The organism is Brevibacillus sp. AF8 (assembly GCF_021270385.1).
GTDB lineage: Bacteria > Bacillota > Bacilli > Brevibacillales > Brevibacillaceae > Brevibacillus.
In genome coordinates this window covers 71,871-94,122 of record NZ_JAGQDN010000006.1, presented here as the reverse complement: position 1 = coordinate 94,122, position 22,252 = coordinate 71,871, and the positions used below count along the sequence as shown (strand labels likewise).

The following is a 22,252-nucleotide window of genomic DNA, read 5'->3' as shown; positions in this document are numbered from 1 at the left end:
CAGATGAATAAGGAGAGTTTACAAATGCACCAAGTAGCAATCATCACAGGAGCAGGCAATGGGATCGGGGCAGCAACCGCAAAGCTTTTGGCTCAGCATGGGGTACGCGTCGCTGTTCTTGATGTACAAGAAGAAAAGGCACAGCTAGTCGCCAAAGAAATTAATCAGGCAGGCGGTCAGGCCTTGTCTATTCGCTGTGATGTCGGTCAACGAACGCAAGTAGAAGAAGCCATCCAGCTAGTAGAATCGCATTTCGGAGATATCACTATCTTGGTCAACAATGCCGGAGTTGGCGGTCCATTCCACCGAGTCGACGAAGTCTCCGATGAAGAGTGGGATTGGATCATGAATACCAACTTGAAGAGTGTATTCCTATTTTGCAGAAACCTGCTGCCCAAGATGAAAGATAGGAGCTACGGGAGGATCGTAAACATCGCTTCCATTCAGGGCTTGCTAGGCTCTGCACATTCATCCACCTACGTCGCTTCCAAGCATGGCATGATCGGTTATACAAAAACAATTGCTGCGGAATGGGGAGAGCATGGAATTACTTGCAATGCCATCTGTCCCGGATATGTGGATACCGCAATGGGCGTACGTCCGGAGGATATTTCGGATTACATGAATCGGGTCATCGCCAAAAGCCCGGTGAAACGGGTAGCTCAGCCGATGGAAATCGCCCAGATGATTTATCATCTCGCCGGGCCGCATAGCGGGTACATCAATGGAGCGAGCATCACCATGGACGGCGGGATCAGCAGTCATATTGGAATTACGGATCAGTTGTCCTAGTTCGGACACGTAGAAAAGGCCGCACGCTCGATCAGTTTCCACCGGGCATGCGGCCTTTCTTTCCTCTACCCTTATAGTCCAAATAAAACATCCAGAAAGCCACCGCAACTGTGATGACTACTGAAACCTTTCTATTTATTCCCATGCTAACGTCTAGATCGAAAAATCTGAATGCTAACAGCCCAAGAAGTAAAACCAAGAGAATTTTTCTGATAGTATCACCTCATTCATCAGTCTTCTTCCTTATATTAATGGTAATTGTTTGAAATTCACACAAAAAATTCAACCCATTTTCAAATAATTAGTGTAAATACCAATCCGAAGTCTGGCAACTTTCTTAGACCACCTCATATGTTATTGCAGGAGGTGGTCTAAGTGGCTAACAGATGTCTTTGTCGAGGCAATAGATGCACGATCTTTTGCAGATGTGGATGCAGGCGAAGAAGGAAAATAGCAGCGAATTAGGAGGATTATATGCTATTCCTAAACATGATTTTTCTCAGTTTAGTGACGGTTAGCAGTATCCTTTATACCTACAAAAATCGGTCCGAGCTTGCCTGTATGGATGGCATGATCATCGCTGTCGCAATTGGTATGGTGGTTGGGTTTATCTCGGGGAAAATGATCTCTCTTACCGCTTCTATTGAAGGAGTAATGGCTGGAGTAATGGGCGGGTTGATGTCACCTATGCTAGGTGCCATGCTTTCTCATCCCTTGGGGCTTATCTGGTTTCTCGACTTTGCCTACATCTTTGTTTTCATCCTGATTGTTTTCCTAGTAAAAGAAGCAAGGCAAGCCTTTTTGGAAGAAGCGATCGAGGTTGAGAAAAAAACAAGCAGTTTATCTTGAAACTCCTTAAAAATACGGATGCTCTCGCTACTTTGCGAGCTTTTTCCACCTCTTCAGGATTGAATAGTTGGTAGTTAACGTTTTAAAGCATTTTCATTCCACGTGTACTTAATAAGCGGTTCGGACACATAGAAAAAGCCGCGCGCTCGGTTAGCTTCCACCGGGCATGCGGCCTTTTCCCTATAAAAAGCGGCGATGCACTTTCTTGCCATCGTACGTAAACAACACTTGTCGATCCTCCACCATCGATTCCAGGTGAACGGATTTTCCCCACATGGTATAGATGTAAGGCAATGTTTTTTCTACGTATTTGACGTCCAGCTCCAGCCCCTCGAAATGATGCTTCAAGTACAACTCGCCGGAGCGTAAGTAATCCCCATCGTGCACGAGTACATAAGGGAACCCCCCGTTAACCCGTGTGCCCGCCAGACCATCGCGTACCTTCTCCCACTGCTTTTCCGCGACAACCCAATCGTTGCCCTGCTTCCCGAACATATACAAATCCAGATCACTGACGAGTTCCTTCGTCAGGAAGTTGCGTATAAAGCTGATGTCGGACTCCAGCTCGCGCACCTCGAAAATTTTCGCGCGTCCCTCTCCTGGCTTGCGTCCGAAACGCTCCTGCTCTTCCTTCGTCGGATTATCCCATCTCTTTTCAATGTCCTCCAAAATTTTCAGGCCCAAATGATACGGATTAATGCTCGTCGTCGAAGGCTGAATGACGGAGGAATGCAGCTTGGCAAACTCGATCGTCTCCGATTCTGTCAGCTCCATTTCCCGCAGGATGCGCATATGCCAGTAGGTAGCCCAGCCTTCGTTCATGATCTTCGTCTCCATCTGCGGCCAGAAATACAGCATCTCATCCCGAATGATCGTCAGCACATCCCGCTGCCAATCGTCCAGGATATTGCTGTATTCCATTATGAACAGCAGCAGGTCTTTTTCCGGCTCCGGAGGGAATTTGCGTGGTGCTTTTACCGGCTCGGCTTCCTCTTTTGCTTTGCGGTCCAGTCCCCAGAGATCGTCATAAGGGGATTGCCGTTCGTTCTTTGTCTTTTTGTTCGGCTCCTCTGGCTCTCGTTTCCAACGCAGCTTCGGACGCAGCAAGCTCGGATCGATGTGCTCTTGAATCGCCAAGCTCGCATCGAGCAAATTCTCCACAGCTTCCTTGCCATACTCGATCTCATACTGGCGAATCCGCTCTCCGCTGGCCGCCATGCTTTCGACCATATCCCGATTGGTGTTGGAGAAGCGCACATTGTTTTTGAAGAAGTCGCAGTGAGCAAGGACGTGAGCCACAATGAGCTTGTTTTGAATCAAGGAATTTCCATCCAAAAGAAACGCGTAACAAGGATTGGAGTTGATGACAAGCTCGTAGATTTTGCTCAGATTCAGGTCATACTGCAATTTCATCCTGTAAAAGGACTTCCCAAAACTCCAATGAGAAAATCTGGTGGGCATTCCATACGCGCCAAATGTATAAATGATGTCAGACGGGCATATCTCGTATCGCATCGGGTAAAAATCGAGATTGAACCCTTTGGCGATCTCGGTAATTTCGTCAATGGATCGCTCCAGTTCTTTTCGCTCGTCGTTGGTCAAATCGTTTCGCCTCCCCCTTTTGCCGTCGGTCTACTTTATGTATATGGGGGAGCGCGCCAAAAGACGCCAGCCTTCTGATAAAAAAAGCATCTTCATTATAAAGTAAATAATGTTTATAGACATTTAATAAGCTTAGCAATTCTAAGAAAATGATTTCAGCACCGATAGTTTTGTCAACATTTAGAAAAGCAATCTTAAGATAGACACCCTTACAACAAGTCCACCTTTCATTTTGCATCGGACTCATTTCCAAAAAGACAAAAACCCTCTTTTTAAATGGCATTTCAAATTCCTCAAAAGTTCATACACACTGAGCTAGCTGCCAGTTAGTTTAGTTCAAAGCTCCGCCCATTCTTGAGTTCACTAAACTGTTTAAAGATTCCCCTTTTGAATATTGGAGTTTAACTTTCATAAATTGCAATATTATTACTTTAACAGCCTTAGTGTATTATCCAATTGACTATGATACAGCTAATGAATTCCTGTGAGTTAATTGATCTCCATCTGTTTTAATCCCAGGAACGTCTCAACAAGATAATTACTATTTGTCCATATCTTTTTCGGAATATGCTCAACTCAATGCGTTTTCCTAGTTTTTCAGGTACTTCACCCACTCCTGAAAAATAATTTGCTTTGCTTGCAAAAATGGACCAAATTATTTTGCTGTCGCTCTACTATTATGCATGTGGGGAACGGGTTAAAAGACGCCAGCATTTAGAATAGTATCCCCTTTTACCATTGCCAAAAATATTTTCAGAGCCCTCTTTCATTTACTATTTTTTTCCATATATAATCAAAATTGTTAATACATTATGAGTGGAGGTCCTATAATGAAACGGTTATACACTCTATTTCTTGCCATTTGTTTAATGGTAGTTTTCAGTCTTCCTCATGCTTCTGCGGCAGAACTAAATGAAAAAGTAGCACCTATAACCAATGAAAGAGTTATCAGTATCTTACAGAAAAACAATATTGACTTTAAAATTGTAGATGGTAATTTAAAGTTAGTCGAAATCTCACCTGAATCCATATCTAAAGTCAACAATTTGCTTGTCTCAGAGTTTAAAACCAGCCTTAAAGCTGCTGCTTCTTATCCAACTCCCTACGTACACATGAAAACACATGACATTTACACTTCGAAGAAATTCAAAGCAGCAGTAAAAACAGCGTTGGGAGCAGCCGTGGTTGAGTGGGCAAAAGCTGGTGGATTACCAGATCCGCGTAGAGTTGGTGTAGCTGCTGCTGGTGGATTCGGTGTCTATTATTTCGTTAGTAGTGACACAGAAAACTTATATTTTGCTATTAAATACTTCTACAGAGAACTATCGGCTGGTAAATTTGATATGAATGGAAACTTCATTGGAGACTATGAAATCAAAAAAGAAATAAGAGTTACAAAGAATTAAAATTATACCGGTGGTAATCTTGAAGTAGATGTAAGAAAATCCACTATAATAGACCCTTGGTTCTGAGATGAGGTGAGATAATTAAAACTTTTGGGTACTTAATTACTTTCATACTCAACTTGATAGTAGCTTACTTTATATACGATCAATCTAGCTATGTAAAACCTCTATTGCAGTCTATTTTTATAGTTGCCTTGATCGTTATAATGGATTTCATTACAAATAAAAAGAGTAATCAAGTAAAGCACAAATAAGTTACATCTAAACAGCCTTAGTCCGGTAGTAGTTCGGACTAAGGCTGTTTACGTCAATTTGCTATGCTATTCATCCAGCATCGTTGAAGGAAACACAAGTGTTTTCGGGTTCTACCACGCTAGTTGGTGTTAAGAGGTAATCGTAATGTGTAAAACGATTTTCTATTGTGGAGACAAGACGCCAGCCTTTCGAAGAAAAAAGGCATCTCCGACTGGAGACACCCTTGATTTGTTTTTTGTCCTACCTTCTTAGCCTTGGAACCAGTCGCGTACACCAGAATAAATAAGAGCTCCCGCGAATACGACCACAGTGATCAGACCAACTCCATCCACCACCGGGTCCAACCCAGTTAGGAAGGAACCTTCCAGCGGCGCTTTCAACAATGCGTAGCCACCAAGAAGCCCTCCTACGTTGGAAATCCATTTGTTCATATTACGTCACCTCCCGTCGCAGTAGCCTGTAAGCGTTGCCACTGCGATACTTTACTCTATGTAGGAGGTTGACAAGCGGCTTGTATGGTAGTCCAAGGCGTGTTCACCAAATTACAATTGGGCAATGTCTACCTTTTTACGATAAAATAGAGGTCGGACAGATGTACAGGTTATGCGAAAAAAGGAGTGACGCACTCATGAAGCTGTTTTTGATGCTAGGCAGTATCAGTGGATTCCTTTCGGTTGCGTTGGGAGCATTCGGGGCACATGCACTGAAGGAAAAGCTGGACGAATATTCGCTGGGCATTTTCCATACGGGCGTGACCTATCAGACGACACATGCGCTGGCTCTCGTGCTGGTTGCTCTATTGCTCAAGTGGTACCCGGATTCTTCTGGCCTCGTCTGGGCAGGCTGGTGCTTTGCAGCCGGAACCGTGATCTTCTCCGGCAGTCTCTACACGCTGGCGATGACTGGTATTAAGGTTCTCGGTGCGATTACGCCGATTGGCGGAGTTTTGTTCCTCGCTGGCTGGGCGCTGCTTGCCATTCATGCCTGGAAAACGGTGTCGTAAACGAAAGAGTTCATATGCTTGCAAAAGGTTGGGATCTTGCTCCCAGCCTTTTTTCTATGCAAAAAATCGAAAGCCAGTTGTGTCGATTCTCCAACGCTTGACGTCTAATTCTGTTGAAGAAGGGAGGGAGAAAATGGAATCTACACCTTTTGATGAGAAGTACTGGATTTCGCGTGCCAAAGAAAATCGCGAGGACTTTGCTCCTATTTATGATCATTATGTAAAGCGAATTTACCGTTATTTTTCATTCAAAGTGGGGAAATTGCTAGCCGAGGATCTGACACAGCAAACCTTCTTAAAAGCAATGAGTCGGCTTGACAGCTTTCGGGAAGAGTCGCTTTTTTTCACCTGGCTGTTTCAGATTGCCAAGTACACGCTCATGGACGAACAACGCAAGCAAAAGCGGCGCCCGAGAGAATGTGAGCTTGATTCTCTCTCTGCCAATTCGTCTGCCTGCTATTCAGAGTATGCAACCACTCAACTTGATTTAACTTCTGCCCTACAGCAAATCAATGAGATCGAACGGGAAATTATCATGCTTAGATTTTTCGGTGAATGTACCTTTGCCGAGATCGCACAAATCATGCAAATGGGCGAAAGTGCCGTAAAAAATCGCCTGTATCGCGCCTTAGAAAAGGTAAAAGGAAATCTACGAGGATCGGAGGATTCTTATGAAGCGCAATTCAGACGAGATTGTTTCTGAACAAATCGAGAGCTTTGCCAAGTGGCTGGAGGCGCCTCACTCGGAGTTGCGCAACGGGGCTCTGGCCTATGACGCATCTGAGCTTATTGACATCGTCAAACAGCTTGAACGAGAAAACGGAATACACACCCCGGACGAAGAAACCGTAGCACGGATGAAAAGCAATTTATTCACAACCATGCCACAAGAGCAGTCATCCGGTTCCCGTATCCGCATGAAAAAGATTTTCATGGCCTCTGCTAGCGTTGCGTCCTTCCTGCTTTTCACCCTCCTGGCGCTCGGATTTTCCTCACCCACATGGGCAGAAAAGTTGAAGCATGTACCGGTCATCAGCTCTGTCTTTGAACTGTTTCAAGAAGATGCTCTACAAATCGCCAACGAAAAAGGGCTAATTACCGCAGTCAACCAAAGCGCAGTGGTCAATGGCATTACGATAACGGTCAACGAAGTATTTTACGATGGGATACAATTGGGTATTGGCTATTTGATTCAGATACCCAAAACGACCGAAAAAGCAGCCGCCAAGGAAATCGCAGAAAGAATCGTGCTAAAGGATTTTACCTTGGCTGAGCCCATCGATAGCACTGGAGCTGGCTGGAGCAGTAAGGTCAAACAGATGGAGGATTATTTGTTTGCAGGTGTTACTACCATTACCCTCAATGGAACTTGGCCCGATCAGTTTACGATGCAGGCGCAGTTATATGACTATCAAAATGCACAAAGCACATGGAACCTGAAACTTCCCGTTGTAAAGCAGTTTGCGAAGATTGACAGTAAGACCCTCACGCCTAACATCAGCCAAACCTTGCGGAGTAATTTTGCTTTTCAAGTCAAAGAGGTTACACTCACGCCGGTATCCACAACGGTTGTACTAAAAGAAATTCCGCCTGACGACAAACTATATGAGCCTTCGTATACTCTCCTCGATCCCAATGGTAAGGAAATTCATATTGAGGAGGAAAGCACTGATTACGACGAGAATGGGATTTCGCGAAAATTTATCGTTTCCTTCAAGGAAAAACCCGCTTACATCCATTTAATCCCGCATATGAACGGGGAAGCAGAACCGGATAAAGCAGTAAAAATTTCGTTACAGTAAAGGAGATCGACCATGAAAATACAACCTTTTCAAGCAATCGGCAGTTTATTGTTGGCAGCTGTTATCGGTTTGTCAGGAGTCGCGACTGTAAGTTCGGGGCATGCTCCCGCCGCGCAGCCAAGTGATGCAAGCAAGCAGGAATCATTACCTGCTCTCGTAGAGGCCAGTTTTCAAAAGCTGCTTGAAGTGGAGCCCTCGCTGAAAACGTGGAAAATCATGGGGATACATAAGTCTCCCCTGTCTATGTCAGGAGACATTCGGGGAGTATGGACGATTACCCTGCATGAGACAGGGAATGCAACGGATAGAGGGAAACGTTTTGCCGAAATGCAATTCGACAGCACGACAGGCATTTTGCTGCACTATCATGGTGGTCCCTTTCCCGCAGCGAAAGTAGCGTCCCGCCAAAAGGATTACTACCAGCAACGTGGACAAGAGCTTATGAACCAAATACTTGGCAGCGAAAATACGAAGCAGTTTAAAACCGTTAGCAACCAATTCATTGAAACAGGAGATACGAACGGATTTACACGAGAGCTAGGCGGGATTACTTTTAAAGCCGAGAAGGAGCAAATTGAACTGTCCATCGACTCAGACGGCCGCCTGGAGCAATACCACCGCGTTCGTCTTCCTAGCCAGAAAAAGTAATCCATTTCAAACTCGTTCAGACACCAGCTACAATGGTGTCTGTTTTTTGCTTCCTGACACCCTCCATGGACGATTGCCATATGCTGTAGGGTTAGCAGTTACCCTACACACAAGGAGAGGAAATCATGACGAAGCCCTCCTATACTCGCCCCTCGTACTTTTTTGGCGGAATACCGGATGTCTACATGCAGATGGGGTACTATCCGTTTCCCACTCCTTCTGCTACGGAACAGCTGAGCCGGAATGTTCACATTCCGTATGCGATGTCGATGGCGGATCAATGCAAATACTTCATGGGGCAATCGGATAAAATCACAGTGAGCGATGGAGCTCACGGGATCGCTGCCTTGTCGAACCCATTACGCTCTGGCGTTCATTTATTTGTCAACCACTGGATGATCACGAATCCATCCCCGCACCCGATAGAAGCACATTTCTTGTTTGGCAAAGCCTCCTCAATCACAGGTACGACTCTCTCACGTCAAGTGACTTCCGGCTATGTTCAACTCCCGTCTTGTCCCACCGCCCAAGGGCAACTTTTGCATGGCGCTGGTATGGCGGATACACTCTCTGATCACATTCATACCTCCACGCGAATCATTCCGGCCTCCTCCACCGTTGAGGCGACCCCTGGCGGACAGTGGATTCTCGGACCTGGAATGGCTCTCATCGCTCGCGTTCCAAACGCAGGTGAGAAGACATCCTTTTACTTTTCAATAGACTGGTGGGAACAACCCGTATATGGGTAGCTCTCGCCGGAATCCTTGGCGGACAAGTCTAACCGCAACAAAAAAGGGAACCCCCAAAGGAGTTCCCTGTCATTTCACTTTGTATTTTTCCTATACCATGTTGAAAAGCCAATTATCACATGATAAAATGAGAATTGGTCTGTCGGTCAATCGATAATATGTAGCTATTTTATCTCCAATATAATAGTATCACATTCACTTTCGATTGTCAAACCTTCAGGTCAAAAAATGGGGAACGAAAAAGGAGCGGTACCATGAGCGTGACTGATCAAGATAGGCAAAACGAACAACAACGTGTTGAACAAGTCATCTCAGAGATAAAGAACCGAATAGATGACCTCAAAGAGCATGTGAATGTCGTGAGCGAGGATATCATCGGAATTCGCAAGCATTTTTGGGACGACGTGACAGTCAACTTCGAGGATGCGATCGAAGCTGTAGAGACTTACGCCAGTATCAAGCAGCAAGCGGAAGTCCTGTCCGAGCGTGAACGCATCCATCGCCATGCCCAAAATCAGTTGCGTACGCTGCAGCGCTTGTTGCACTCTCCCTATTTTGGCAGGATTGATTTTCAAGAAGAGCTGGAATCGAAGCCAGAAGCCATCTATCTCGGCATTGCTTCTTTGCTGGATAAAAACGACGAGGAGTTTCTCGTCTATGACTGGCGCGCTCCGATTTCCAGTCTGTATTACGACTACTCGCCGGGGCCAGCAACGTACAATACCCCGAGCGGAAGCGTTAATGGAGAGATTACGTGCAAAAGACAATACATCATTCGCGACGGCAAATTGCTGCATCTGTTTGATACGGGGGTGACGATTGGCGACGAACTGCTTCAGGAAGTACTCGGCAAACAGGCTGATTCGCAGATGAAAAGCATCGTGGCCACGATCCAACGGGATCAAAACCGCATCATCCGAAATGAACGCAGCCGACTCGTCATCGTCTCCGGAGCTGCCGGTAGCGGAAAAACTTCTGCGGCCTTGCAACGAATCGCTTATTTGCTATACCGTTATCGCAAGACATTGACGGCAGAGCAAATCGTCTTGTTTTCGCCCAACTCTTTGTTTAACAGCTACGTCTCGACCGTTCTTCCTGAGCTCGGCGAGGAAAATATGCAGCAAACGACTTTTCAGGAATACGCGGAGCATCGTCTCGGTGACGAATTCCGCCTGGAAAACCCGCTTGAACAGATGGAGTATGTACTGACAGCAAGTGATCAGTCAGGATACGAGGCGCGGCTGGAAGGAATCCGTTTCAAATCAAGCTCCTTGTTTTTACAGGCCATGGATAAATACGCGAATAGCCTGAAGCAATCTGGTATCATGTTTCGCCCCGTTATATTTAGAAACCAGACTCTGATCAGTGCGGCTCACATCCATGAGCTGTTTTATTCTCTCGATACGAGTCTGCCAATCCCCAATCGGATGGTACTCGTTGCGAAATCACTGCTGACAGAGCTGAAAAAACTGGAACAGCGCGAACGCTCAAAACCATGGGTAGAAGATGAAATGGAGCTGCTAGACCGAGACGCTTACGTGGCTGCCTATCAATCGCTGCGCCGCAAAAAGCAGTTTCGGGAGGATACCTTTGATGACTTCGAACGCGAGCAGGAGCTCTTAGCCAACTGGATCGTCAAAAAACAGTTTCAGCCTCTGCGCGATTTTATCCGGGAACTCCAATTTATTGATACTCGCGCTATTTACCGCCAGCTCTTCTTGTCACCTGACTTGCTCGGGACGCTTGCTCCAAATACTCTCCAACATGATGGATTAGACAAGTGGCCCGCAGTGTGCGAACAGACAGCAGATCGTTTAGAGCAACAGTATTTGGCATGTGAAGATATCCCTCCTTATTTGTATTTGCAGGAACGATTGGAGGGCAAGCAGACGAACAACCTCGTCCGTCATGTCTTTCTCGATGAAGCCCAGGACTACTCCGCCTTTCAGTTTGCTCTCATCAAAAGCTTGTTTCCCCGTGCCAAAATGACCGTGCTGGGAGACTGGAATCAGGCGATTTACGCCCATGCGTATCACCAGAATAGCTTTGATGCTGTCACATCCCTGTTTGAGCCTGAAGAGACGGAGACCTTCGTCCTGACCAAAAGCTACCGCTCCACCTATCCCATCGTCTTGTTTACACGACAACTGCTACGAGATGGGGATATGATTGAGCCTTTTATGCGTGAAGGTCGCTTGCCAACGCTAACCAAAGTGACATCACCTCAAGCTCATACCGACCAAATCGAAGCACGCATACGTGAGCTCACAGATCGCGGTCATCAAACGATCGCTGTTATCACAAAAACACTAGAGGAAGCCCAAGTCGTTCATGACGCTTTGCAGGAGAAATTGCCAATTCGCCTGATCAAGCCCGCTACTCTTTCCTTTGAAAAAGGAATCTTGATCATACCCTCTTACTTGGCAAAAGGGGTGGAGTTCGATGCGGTCATCCTTTATGATGCTTCCGCTGCATGCTACGGCGAAGAAAGTGAACGCAAGCTTTTTTACACGGCATGTACACGAGCCATGCACGAGCTGCACCTATACTATTCGGGTGAAAAAAGTCCGTTTTTAGATAACGTTTCTCCTGCGTATTACGAGCTGTTTGTTTAAAAAAGAGATCCAGCTGACCGCTTACTGGTTCAGCCGGATCTCTTTTTCACCTTTTTAGCCCCACACAAATCGTGACAAGCAACAGGATCAAATCCATCTCATAACCGCCGACAAAGCCTTTCGCCCATTTCACTGTCACAATCGCACCTGCCATGATCGCAGCTAATCCCCAGGCAGCATATCTCGCCCCGACTCCGATGATCAGAGCGAGACCGCCGATCAATTCTACGATCAAAACCACATACGCCAGCCACCCCGGCAAACCGAGATCACTAAACGTCGTCACAACAGCAGCCATCCCTTTTTGAAGTTTGGCTATGCCATGGATGAAAAACAAGATTCCCGTCGCGATCCGCAATAAAACAAACGCTTTTTCGTAAGCCATCTTCTCTTTTTCTCCCTCCCCTCCACCACTACCTTATGCCCACTTGCGTACAATCAGTCTTGTGCTCTTCGGCGGGACAACAGCTCAAAGCTTTGGTGCTTGCAACGAGGGCAGCCGCGTTTTTTCAATTGTTCGATCGTCACTATTTTTGCCTGTGCCCCTACCTGAATCGATCTTTTGCAGCGCTTGCATTGATACTCACGCTTGGAAGGAGTCTCTTCGCCTGTGTACAGCGACTCCAGAAATGGATGCTTGATCGTCGGAGCCGTCAGCTCTGTTGTGGTAAGCACGATCATCTGTCCCTTGTTTCCAATTATTTGCGCCGCTTCGTATTCATTGAAATGACTGAGTACCTCTCGTACGGTCAAGCCTGCCCGCACGAACTCCCGTTGCATATTCAGCGTGAAATCAGGCGATTTATGTGCAAAGGACAGGAAGATGGACAGTCCTTTTTGCTTTTGCAGCCCACTAATTCCGCGGGATAAAAACAGAGCCATTCCTTGCAGTGTGTAAGGTGGATCAGTAAAAAAGCAATTGTACCCACCCTGCAGCTTCTTCGGCAGCGGCTGCCGCAAATCAGCCTGATGGCAGGCTACGGACAATGCATTTTGCTTTGACACATCCGTAATGTACTGGAGAAAGCGTTCATCGATATCGACTACGTCAATTTGCTCTGGACGTTGCTGATTCCCTGGAAACAAGCGCTTGAGCAAAAGCCCCAGTGAGATGCTGACCAAATCATCATCCCCGACGCATAATATTTTTTTGCCCACCAAGCTTTGATGCCGCAAGCATAAGATTGCCCTGCGCAAGCTCGTCTCGACTGTGCATTTGGACTGATCGATCTGTACATCGACTTGCGGACGCCCAGCAAAAATCGTCTCCATCTCCGCTTGCAAGTCAGCCAGTTCTGTTTTCCAAGCTTCATCGTCTCTCATCAGCTTTTCGTACAGCTCTCGATCCAGCCCACCATACCCTAGCTTTTGTTCAATGAACGCCTCCCCTTCTGAGGTGCATCTCACCCCGCTCCCCTGCTGTATGGCACCTGCCTTGATCAGCTCTTTTTTGATCGCAGTCGCCACAGGTACAGGCAAGAGTACCTTTCTCGCCAGCTCTTTCGTAGGCAAACCCGGCTGAAAATAACACGCAAGCAAAAATTGTTCGATCACTCGTTGTCCTTCTTGTAAACGGACTTTTTTATAGGTGTCTTCGATATAATTTTTCATGTAGAGAACCTCTTTTCAAAAGGGATGGACCCATCGATGCCATGCAAAAAGGCAGAGCATGAACATTCGTTCATCTCCGCCTTGAGGGCATACGTTCGCTACGTGCGTGTGGATAGTCACGCAAAAAAACCGTGCGTAAGAGCACGGTTCCCGTAGTCGAGCAAATGGGTAGATGGATGACCGTAAGTTCTTAACTAATCAAGGCCTCCCTTTTTCCATAGCAAATAAGCCGACATGAAATGTGGTTTTTGCCAAAATACTGGGAGTACCCTATCCAGTTGCTTAGTTAAGAACACACACCGACATCAAAACGTCCCCTTTTGAAAAAGATACTTTCCATTATACGGCAATCGCAATCAATCGGCAAGAAGCTACATGGAAGTCTCTACAATTGCATTTCTGGGCTGCTTCCGCTTTTCATGCAAGCTGCGCCCCAGCCAATAAAAGATCAAGCTGACCAGCGCCAATACTGCCATGACCATAAACATCACAGGGCCACCATATGCGGTGAGCACCATACCACCTGCCCATGGTCCAAGAAAACTGCCGAGCATCGTTGCGCTTTGTGCCCCGTAGTAAGTCCCTCTCATATTCGCGGGACTGATCTCGTCGATTTGCGCATACTCCGCCGGTATGATCAAGATTTCCCCAAGCGTAAAAACGATCATCGCTGTAATAAACCACGTCCAATCTGGCGAAAAAGCAAAGCCGACCTCTCCTATGGCCATCAATACAGCACCGCCTGCTATCCTCGCAAACAAGGAAAAACGCTCAACCAGCCTCGTTAAAGGAATTTGCAAAAGCAGGACAGTAAATCCGTTGACGCTCATCAAGGTTCCAAACAAGGCGACTCCCTCCGAAAAGTTTTCCCGCAAGTATTGGGAGAGCGTAACAGACATCTGACCATACACCGTCACTAACAGGATTCCACCTGTGACAAAGGTAAGAAGAACGACATCCCTTCTGAGTACTTGCCAGATCTCACCCAAACTGGCTCTCTCTACCTCTCCGTTCCCCCCACCGTCATCAGTGACGCCACATCTCCGACATGCCACTAATAAAATGACGGCAAAGCTCACCAAGGACACCGCAGTCAGAATAAACGCCAGATTGCTGCCGGAAATCCCCAAAAAAGCACCGAGCATAGGACCAATCGCGAAACCTAGATTGTTCGCAAGATAGCGATTCGAGAACACACGAAAACGTTTATGCTCAGGGGTCAAGTCTCCCATCAGCGCTTTTGAAACCGTCGCAAAAATAGATGCCGCCAATCCCATAACCAAACTGATTAACAGCAAACTGATCGGATGAGCCACTGTAATGAAGCCGATCATCGAGCACGCCATAGCAAGCAAGGAAAAGAACATCAGCTTTTGTCTGCCAAACAAATCCGAGAGAATCCCGCCAACAAATCCCCCTACTGTTCCAGCCAAAGGACCTGCCCCGATAATCAGTCCAATATAGGCGTGAGAGAGCTTCGTCGTTTCACCGAGATAGATGGCCAGAAAAGGGATGCTCATCGATTGGGTGAGCTGAACGAACACCGTCCCTGCCATCAACAGATGAACAATCGGGTGGTACGCCTCCCACACTTGCCTCATTTTGCTCACACTGCTCATTCTGATTCAACCTACCCTCTCAACAAAATCATGCTATTTTCAAAAGCAAAATTACTCTGATGTATGGAAGAAGGAACGAAGCAAGACCGGGAGACGCTCGACAAAGGCTTCTCGCAGACTGTAGTAGGAAACCGTCGTACTTCCTGTGTAATGAGCACGAATCAGTCCCGCTCTGCGCAACGCGGTTACATGATGATGGACGGTGCTTTTTGCTAAGGATACTTGCTTCTGTAGTTCCCCGAGAGTGCACGTCTTTTTTGCCAGGCAGCGCAAGATTTGCAGGCGCTTCTCATCAGCCAGGCACTGTGTGATGGGCAACAGCTCGAGGATCGGCTGTGGTTTGGCTGTTGCCGCATCTTTAACAGGGTACATACAAGTGGCAAGCCCCCGATAAAAGTCGAGGACAGAAGAATGGGCACAATGGTATTGCGGGATCACAACAACCTCTCGCAAATCTGCCATCGGCTCAATCCAAATGCCGTTCGTAACATGATCGACCAAATCAATTGGAGGCGTTTCTTTAGCGCGGACTGTCAGCTCATCAGCGCTCCGTTGCAAACTCTCCAAAATGCGTGGGTCCACCTTCGAAAAATAATGGTCATTCCACTGGGTAAGCAACACTAGGCTGCGATCACGGATTTCCCCCAAGTTCAGCGGGATCGTCTCCACCCATGGCGCGAGACGCTCATAAATTTCACCGGGAGGAATGCTTTCCAGCCACCCAAGAAATTCTTCAACGGATTTGGTCTGGGGTGATTGCGCTACTAGCAGCACCAAGCGGTGAAGTACTTCCCAGCGTTCATCTGCGAGTTCATCTGCAAAAGACGCCGGGAGTTTTTGTTTTGTCTCCTCAAACCAAGCCGTACCAAGCAAACAATGCTTGCGCTCCTTTTCGTGAATGTAAGTGTAGAGGCTAATGATACATTCATACGCAGGAGACCATTCTATTCTGATCGAATATAATCCATTCATTCTATCACCATCGAACATTTAGTTTTTTTCAGTGTATCATTCTTGTTAGATTTTGCCTAGCACCATTTCGTTAGAATAGCGATAAAGGTCCTTAATGGGGTCAACATAGTGGAGGAGAAGAAAAAGCCAGTGCTCTTCGACTCTGACACGCCAGCAGGGGGGATTCACTGTCCGTCTCCACTTCCAAAAGGGGAGGCGTTGTCAAGGTCTACGAGCCCTGTGCTTTTTCTTCTTACCAGCTTTGTTGGTTTATCGATACCACTTAAACCTTTGGCAAAAGCTTTACTGAAACAATGTAAGAAGCAGACGCTGAGGTGCCTTGTTCACACAAAAAAAGTAAGCCCCCAGCTTCACTAACTGACGAGGCTTACCTATACTAGCTTCCCTTATACAAACGGCGGGTCCCACGCTTTTTTTCGCCAACCCAACCGATGATTAACAACGTTCAAATCACGATCCAAAACAACATCTACGCCAAAAGGCAGCTTGCGGTTGTACCAAAAGCGCACATCGCTCCATGTGACTTCGTAACCGTCGGCAATCTCCTTCCACGTGACGTGGATTCGTTGAGCAAATCCGAGAAAAGCACGAACACCATCCACACCGACAGTAGCCTGAATGATTGCATCACGCTGCTGCTTCGGATACATATCCTCCACTATTACGCGTGCATACTCGATTCTCCCAGTGTAAAACCGTTCTTCCGTCTCTACGACGAATCGCCAGTGAAAAGGATGTATGCTCGGGAAGACATGGGATATGCCGCTTGTTTCCAATGCCCTTGCTACCCGTCTGACGTTACGGTGATGCTGCCAAGCCCGCACGCCAATATACACGAGCGTCATGCCATATGCTACCGGAAACAGCACGCTGGGATCTCCTCTAAAAGCTATCCACCATATCGCCGCTGCCAGATGGATCGCGAACACCAGTGGCTCAAAAATCGCAAGTACATCCAAATGCACCCAGCGCCTGCTAATAGGGCGAATACACTGGACTCCATAGGCGTTTAGCATATCGAGAAAAACATGCAGCACAACAGCCAACAGCGTCCATCCGTACAAAATCCCGAGCTGCCCCATGAGACCAAACCCCCAGGCAAGAGGAAGACTGATAATGAGGGGCCATAGAAACAAGGCGGGAATCGAATGGGTAATTCCCCGATGAAAGCGAATGTAAAAAGAAATACCGCGAAGTCTGGCCACAGTGTCGAAATCCGGGGCATGAGAACCCACTACCGTTGCGACCATCAGCGCCTGAGCAAGCGCCGGATCATGCGCCACTGCCGGCGTGATATGAGCTAACCCCGCCAGTGTGACACCCAACAAAAGATGACTACCAGTGTCCATTACGATGCCTCCCTTTACAAGTACTCCCTCCCCTTTTACTGTACGAAAAAATAGCGAGGATTCTATAAACCGCAGGTAAATGTTATCCGAAGATTTCTTCTGCAACATTAACAATCTCTCAACGAAAAAGCAGCCTGTCAGAATAGTGACAGACTGCTTGGTACTTATTTATTCGTGAATTTATGCTTCTTCTGTCAGGCGCAGGAATTCGTCGATGTCTGCCACAGCCAGATCAACAGCTTTTTGCCAGAACTCAACTGTCGTCATATCCTCACCGAGATGCTTCTTCGCCAAGTCTTCCACCATCAGGCGGCCCGTATCTTGGAGCAGTGCATCGTATTTCGGCGCGAAGCTCTCACCTTCTTCGAGCGCACGCGCATAGACACTCATGCTGAACAAGTACCCGAATGTGTACGGGAAGTTGTAGAACGGATACGACGTGATGTAGAAATGCAGCTTGGATGCCCAGAAGTGCGGCTCATAATCTGCCAAAGCGCCGTTGTACGCTTGCTTTTGCGCCTCTTCCATGATTCGGTCGAGATCAGCCGGGCTAACGAGACCTTCTTTGCGCTTCTCGTAGAAATTTTTCTCGAAAATAAAGCGAGCGTGGATGTTCATGAAAAACGCAACGATGGATTGCAGCTTATCTTCCAACAGCACCAGTTTCTCATCGTCATTCGCTGCATTTTTCACAGCAGCGTCAGCGAGGATCATCTCTGCGAAGGTCGATGCTGTTTCCGCTACGTTCATCGCATAGTTTTGGTTAAGGGCTGGCAAATCCCACATGACTTGCTGGTGATACGCATGCCCCAGCTCATGTGCCAGTGTGGATACATTGCTTGCGCTTCCCGCATACGTCATGAACACGCGGGACTGCTTGCTGACTGGGAAGCTCGTGCAGAATCCGCCTGGGCGCTTGCCAGGACGATCTTCTGCCTCGATCCACCCCTCATCGAATGCCTTTTGCGCAAACTCAGCCATGCTCGGATTAAAACGATTGAAGTGCTCAACGATCAGCGCAGCCGCTTCATCGTAAGACACTTCTTTATGTACCTTGCCGACTGGAGCTCCTACATCGTACCAGCTCAGCTTGTCTACCCCGAGGAGCTTTGCCTTGCGCTCCAGGTAGGCAACCAGACGATTCTTGCGATTGTCGATGGCCTGCCACATCGCGTCGAGTGTTTTTTCCTGCATCCGTCCAATATCCAGCGGTTCACGCAGGACGGAATCCCAGCCGCGATGACGGTACAGTGAGAGACGGAAACCACCCAAGTGATTCAGCGCCTGCGCGCACAACTCCGTTTCCTTGCCCCAAGCTTCTTTCCACTTTTCAAAAACCTGGGCACGAACAGCACGGTCAGGACTGCTCATCAGGTTAGAAGCTTGCCCGACGGACATCTGCTTCGTCTCGCCATTGACCTCAACCTCAATACTCATTCGTCCCACGACAGCATTGTACAAATCTTGCCAAGCGTGATACCCGTCTACGGCTAAATCGTTTGCCAGCACTTCTTGTTCAGGCGACAGCTTTTCCTGTGCACGGCGGCGGCGCTCATTCAGCACAAAAGCAAGAGGTTGCAAGTCTTCGTCTGCCAACAGATTCTCCCATGCAGCCTCGTCGATAGCCAGCAGTTGCTCTTCCCAGCGCGTCAATACTGCACCAAACGCAGCCGAGATACTCTTTACACGACCACCCAGCAGCTTGGCTGGCTCATCCTTTACATTTTGAGCAGTCAGGCAGGAAATAAATGCACCTGCTTGTCTCACACGGACTGCAATGCTTTGAACATGAGTGATCACTTCCTTGAAAGCGACTGTTTCATGCAAACCAGCGCCAGATTGCTCGAAACGCGCTTTTAGGTTCGCAATATCCCCTTCCACAGTCCCTAAAAACGCTCGAAAATCCTCTGATTCACTGCCACCAGGAAAAATTGCATCCATATCCCAGCGTTGTGGCAATGCTTTTGTCATATGTACCCCTCCTCAAAAAACTCCTTCGATAAAAATATTTCTATAATAAGGTAGCTATTCCCTCCCCATTTATTCATATCGTTAGAAAAGCGACTGCCATATAAGCAGTCGCCAACTTTTCACACCTATTGAACAGGGATCGAAAACGTCTCCCCTTGTTTTTCAACAACGATCCTATCCCTCTCGTCCCCCGCTGCTGCCAACAAACGCTCGAACGGCTCATCAACTGGCTCACGCGAGAGCACAAACGTATTCCAGTGAATAGGCACCAGCCACTTGGCTTTGGTCTCCTTGAACATCTGCCATGCTTGCTCTGGCGTACAATGCGCGGCTTGATAAGAGTCCGGCTTGTAGGCGCCGATCGGCATGAACACCAGATCAATAGGCCCGAATTGCTTCGGCAAATTTTCCATGGAGATATAAGCCGTATCGCCTGGATAGAGGATACGCACGCCATTTTTCTCAATCATATAGCCGTTGTAGCCATACTCATGATTCCATGGAAAGCGGTTGCCCCAGTGTCGGACAGGAATCGCCGTAATCGTCATTCCTTCTTTGGTTGTAATGACTTCTCCCGGCTGCATTTCCTCATATGAACCAAATGGCATATGCTTGAACAGTTTGCTCGTCTGGTGCGCTGTAATGACATGTGTGGAGCGATTCGCTAATTTCTGCAAGGTAGGCAGATCGACATGATCCAAATGGGCATGCGAGAGCAAAATGATATCTACCTCACCAATTTCAGCAAAGTCGAGGGCAGGAGGCGTAAAGCGTTTGGGACCAAAATGGACACCCGCAAGCTTAATCCCGAGCTTCTCGCCCAAAACCGGATCCGTCAGTATTTTCGTACCAAACATATTCAACAGAATCGTCGAGTGGCCGATCCATGTAAATGTAACCTCATCATGACTCCAGTCGGCAGGCATTGGCTTTTTCGTGTCCAGATGACGAAACTCCGGCTTCGGAAGCTGTCCCATATGGTACCAGTAGCGGTAAGCCACATAGCCAATCAATCCGAGCGTGAGTACCCCCACTACGAAGCCGACCCATGTAAAAAAGTTGAGCATCAGACAACTCCCTTTATCCATCTGTGATTTCCCCATTATAGCAAAAGGCATTATTGCTGTAGCAAGCCTAAAAAAGCGGCAAACTGCTTTTTACGCTTGCTTACTTCCTCTTGCCGGGCTTGCTATAATTGCTAGAGAAAAACGTAGAGAATCGAGGAGAAACCCATGATCCTGCACAAGGGAGAAGTCCTGTTTCGACAAGGAGAAACAGGACCGCTCTATCATCTGAAGAGCGGTCTGTTAAAAATCGTTCGGGTACATGCAGACGGAGCATTGACGCTGGTCAACATCATCGTTCCAGATGAGATCATTCCGCATCATTCATTGATGAGCCCGAATCCCTATTACGGGACAGCAATCGCTCTCGTGACCTGTGAGATCGAAGTGCTGTCTGCCCCGGATTGGTATCGCCATCTGGATGACAATCCTGAAAAGTGTCGTGATATCGCGCTACAGCTGCAAGGGAAGCTACGGATGATGCAGCAGCGTATCGACCAACTGACCGAAGTCTCTCCTGCTGAAAAGCTTCGCAAGCTCCAGCTTTGGTTTCAGTCATTCATCCCTGTCGCCTCGCTTTCGGAGTTACTGACTCAGGATGAAATCGGTCAACTCATCGGGCTTCGCCGCGAGACGGTAAATCGACTGCTGCGGGCTCAAGCTGCGAATCGCGAGTAAGCTTGAGTTTTTTTCGTGAGAGCCTCTTTATGCCAAGGTCGCTGCCGGACCAAAAAACTCAAAATGAATGTCTTCTGCTGGCACTCCCCATTCCAACAGAGCACCGTTGATCGTCTTCATGAATGGAATTGGACCACAGAAATAGTAGCTCGCCTCTTTTGTATCGATGACCTTTTGCAGCCACGGCAAATCGATATATCCTTCTTTCTGGAAAGCACCGTTCAATCGATCTTGTTCGGTCGGCTGTGTATAGCACCAGTGAACAGAAAGCTGTGGATGTTTTGCGGCCAGCTCCTCCACTGCCTGCTTCATGGCATGCACTTTTCCGTTTTTGGCTGCGTGAATGAAGGTGATCGGACGGTCTGTTCCCGATTTGATCAGTGTGTTCAGCATGCTGATCATTGGGGTCAATCCTACACCGCCACTGAGCAGCACAACCGGACGGCTGTCCTCTTGCTGCAAGGTAAAATCTCCTGCCGGAGCAGACAGCTGCAGGCTATCTCCTTCCTTCACTTCTTCAGACAAATAAACGGATACTTTTCCTGCTGGCTTATCCTGCATCGCATCCTCGCGTTTGACAGAAATGCGGTAGTACGCATTCCCTGGCGCATCAGAGAGACTGTACTGGCGAATGTGAGTAAATTCCTCACCCGGTAATTCTACCTTGACGCTGATATACTGCCCTGGCTCATAGCTGGAAATCGGTTGACCATCTGCCGGAACCAGATAGAAGGAAGTGATTACGTCACTTTCCTTCACCTTGCGTTGGACGATAAACTCTCTGAAATCTCCCCATCCTCCGGGCTGCCCGCTCGCCTCTTCATACATTTCGTGTTCTACACCGATGAAGGCATCCGCAATGACGCCATACGCTTCTGCCCACGCCTGTAAAATCTCGTCCGTAGCGGCATCCCCAAGTACGTCCTTGATCGCAGCAAGCAGGTTTTCCCCGACGATTGGGTAGTGTTCGGCCTTTACTCCCAAGCTGCGGTGCTTGTGTCCAATCTGCTTCACAACAGGCAAAATTGTTTCCAGCTTATCAATATACAAAGCCGCAGCATACACCGCATTGGCCAGAGCTGTTTGCTGTCTTCCCTGCTTTTGATTGGCATGGTTGAAAATATTAAGAAGCTCAGGGTGCTTGGCAAACATCATTTGATAAAAACGTTTTGTAATGGCAGTTCCGTGCACCTCTAGTACAGGAACGGTTGATTTTATGATTTCAATGGTTTTTTGGCTTAACATTGTAGAACCTCCTTGAAGTGCT

Annotated in this window: 20 protein-coding genes; 10 read left to right on the top strand and 10 right to left on the bottom strand. The window is 47.5% G+C overall.

Annotated elements, in window-relative coordinates:
- Nucleotides 1-24 precede the first annotated feature (24 nt).
- Nucleotides 25-792 carry an SDR family NAD(P)-dependent oxidoreductase gene (locus tag KB186_RS10955; protein WP_173609030.1) on the top strand — a complete coding sequence of 256 codons (768 nt, stop codon included), beginning with the start codon at nucleotides 25-27 and terminating at the stop codon, nucleotides 790-792.
- A gap of 474 nt (nucleotides 793-1,266) precedes the next feature.
- Nucleotides 1,267-1,641: a hypothetical protein gene (locus tag KB186_RS10950; RefSeq protein ID WP_173609031.1), complete on the top strand. Its 375-nt coding sequence runs from the start codon at nucleotides 1,267-1,269 to the stop codon at nucleotides 1,639-1,641.
- 180 nt (nucleotides 1,642-1,821) lie between these two features.
- Here the strand turns inward: KB186_RS10950 and KB186_RS10945 are convergent, their stop codons facing one another.
- Nucleotides 1,822-3,243, bottom strand: a complete 1,422-nt coding sequence (locus KB186_RS10945) for a SpoVR family protein (protein ID WP_232773599.1) — start codon at nucleotides 3,241-3,243, stop codon at nucleotides 1,822-1,824.
- 830 nt (nucleotides 3,244-4,073) lie between these two features.
- Here KB186_RS10945 and KB186_RS10940 point away from each other — a divergent pair.
- Nucleotides 4,074-4,649, top strand: coding sequence for a hypothetical protein (locus tag KB186_RS10940; protein ID WP_232773598.1), 576 nt, complete (start codon nucleotides 4,074-4,076; stop codon nucleotides 4,647-4,649).
- Nucleotides 4,650-5,152: 503 nt separating this feature from the next.
- On the opposite strand, the gene KB186_RS10935 is transcribed toward KB186_RS10940, so the two are convergent.
- The gene (locus KB186_RS10935) at nucleotides 5,153-5,335 is read right to left on the bottom strand and encodes a hypothetical protein (RefSeq protein ID WP_173609033.1); all 183 of its coding nucleotides are present in this window, start codon (nucleotides 5,333-5,335) and stop codon (nucleotides 5,153-5,155) included.
- A 197-nt stretch (nucleotides 5,336-5,532) separates the two neighbouring features.
- Here KB186_RS10935 and KB186_RS10930 point away from each other — a divergent pair, with 197 nt between their 5' ends.
- The 6 genes from KB186_RS10930 (at nucleotide 5,533) to helD (ending at nucleotide 11,721) form a co-directional block, all read left to right on the top strand.
- Nucleotides 5,533-5,907: a DUF423 domain-containing protein gene (locus KB186_RS10930; protein WP_173609034.1), complete on the top strand. Its 375-nt coding sequence runs from the start codon at nucleotides 5,533-5,535 to the stop codon at nucleotides 5,905-5,907.
- A gap of 133 nt (nucleotides 5,908-6,040) precedes the next feature.
- Nucleotides 6,041-6,610 (top strand): RNA polymerase sigma factor, encoded by a 570-nt coding sequence (locus tag KB186_RS10925; protein WP_173609035.1) that lies wholly within the window; start codon nucleotides 6,041-6,043, stop codon nucleotides 6,608-6,610.
- Nucleotides 6,579-7,709, top strand: coding sequence for a DUF4179 domain-containing protein (locus KB186_RS10920; RefSeq protein WP_232773597.1), 1,131 nt, complete (start codon nucleotides 6,579-6,581; stop codon nucleotides 7,707-7,709). Before KB186_RS10925 ends, KB186_RS10920 begins: the two co-directional genes overlap by 32 nt.
- Before the next feature lie 12 nt (nucleotides 7,710-7,721).
- The gene (locus KB186_RS10915) at nucleotides 7,722-8,357 is read left to right on the top strand and encodes a hypothetical protein (protein WP_173609037.1); all 636 of its coding nucleotides are present in this window, start codon (nucleotides 7,722-7,724) and stop codon (nucleotides 8,355-8,357) included.
- Nucleotides 8,358-8,482: 125 nt separating this feature from the next.
- The gene (locus KB186_RS10910; RefSeq protein WP_173609038.1) at nucleotides 8,483-9,106 is read left to right on the top strand and encodes a DUF6143 family protein; all 624 of its coding nucleotides are present in this window, start codon (nucleotides 8,483-8,485) and stop codon (nucleotides 9,104-9,106) included.
- A gap of 254 nt (nucleotides 9,107-9,360) precedes the next feature.
- Nucleotides 9,361-11,721 carry an RNA polymerase recycling motor HelD gene (gene helD, locus KB186_RS10905; RefSeq protein WP_232773596.1) on the top strand — a complete coding sequence of 787 codons (2,361 nt, stop codon included), beginning with the start codon at nucleotides 9,361-9,363 and terminating at the stop codon, nucleotides 11,719-11,721.
- 46 nt (nucleotides 11,722-11,767) lie between these two features.
- Here the strand turns inward: helD and KB186_RS10900 are convergent, their stop codons facing one another.
- The 7 genes from KB186_RS10900 to KB186_RS10870 all read right to left on the bottom strand — a co-directional run bounded on the left by KB186_RS10900 (nucleotide 11,768) and on the right by KB186_RS10870 (nucleotide 20,310).
- A complete protein-coding gene (locus KB186_RS10900; RefSeq protein ID WP_173609040.1) occupies nucleotides 11,768-12,106 on the bottom strand; it encodes a DoxX family protein in 339 nt (112 codons plus the stop codon).
- Between the two features lie 53 nt (nucleotides 12,107-12,159).
- Nucleotides 12,160-13,332 carry a bis-aminopropyl spermidine synthase family protein gene (locus tag KB186_RS10895; RefSeq protein WP_232773595.1) on the bottom strand — a complete coding sequence of 391 codons (1,173 nt, stop codon included), beginning with the start codon at nucleotides 13,330-13,332 and terminating at the stop codon, nucleotides 12,160-12,162.
- A 371-nt stretch (nucleotides 13,333-13,703) separates the two neighbouring features.
- Complete coding sequence (locus tag KB186_RS10890) at nucleotides 13,704-14,951, bottom strand: MDR family MFS transporter (protein ID WP_232773594.1); 1,248 nt, start codon at nucleotides 14,949-14,951, stop codon at nucleotides 13,704-13,706.
- A gap of 51 nt (nucleotides 14,952-15,002) precedes the next feature.
- Complete coding sequence (locus KB186_RS10885; RefSeq protein WP_232773593.1) at nucleotides 15,003-15,923, bottom strand: ArsR/SmtB family transcription factor; 921 nt, start codon at nucleotides 15,921-15,923, stop codon at nucleotides 15,003-15,005.
- A gap of 386 nt (nucleotides 15,924-16,309) precedes the next feature.
- Nucleotides 16,310-17,272 (bottom strand): metal-dependent hydrolase, encoded by a 963-nt coding sequence (locus KB186_RS10880; protein WP_173609043.1) that lies wholly within the window; start codon nucleotides 17,270-17,272, stop codon nucleotides 16,310-16,312.
- Nucleotides 17,273-17,452: 180 nt separating this feature from the next.
- On the bottom strand, nucleotides 17,453-19,243 hold the full coding sequence (locus tag KB186_RS10875; RefSeq protein ID WP_232773592.1) for a M3 family oligoendopeptidase: 1,791 nt from the start codon (nucleotides 19,241-19,243) through the stop codon (nucleotides 17,453-17,455).
- Nucleotides 19,244-19,368: 125 nt separating this feature from the next.
- The gene (locus KB186_RS10870; RefSeq protein ID WP_221867770.1) at nucleotides 19,369-20,310 is read right to left on the bottom strand and encodes an MBL fold metallo-hydrolase; all 942 of its coding nucleotides are present in this window, start codon (nucleotides 20,308-20,310) and stop codon (nucleotides 19,369-19,371) included.
- 165 nt (nucleotides 20,311-20,475) lie between these two features.
- On the opposite strand from KB186_RS10870, the gene KB186_RS10865 reads away from it, so the two are divergent.
- Nucleotides 20,476-20,985, top strand: coding sequence for a Crp/Fnr family transcriptional regulator (locus KB186_RS10865; protein WP_173609045.1), 510 nt, complete (start codon nucleotides 20,476-20,478; stop codon nucleotides 20,983-20,985).
- Nucleotides 20,986-21,012: 27 nt separating this feature from the next.
- On the opposite strand, the gene hmpA is transcribed toward KB186_RS10865, so the two are convergent.
- Nucleotides 21,013-22,230, bottom strand: a complete 1,218-nt coding sequence (gene hmpA, locus KB186_RS10860) for an NO-inducible flavohemoprotein (protein WP_232773590.1) — start codon at nucleotides 22,228-22,230, stop codon at nucleotides 21,013-21,015.
- Nucleotides 22,231-22,252 lie beyond the last annotated feature (22 nt).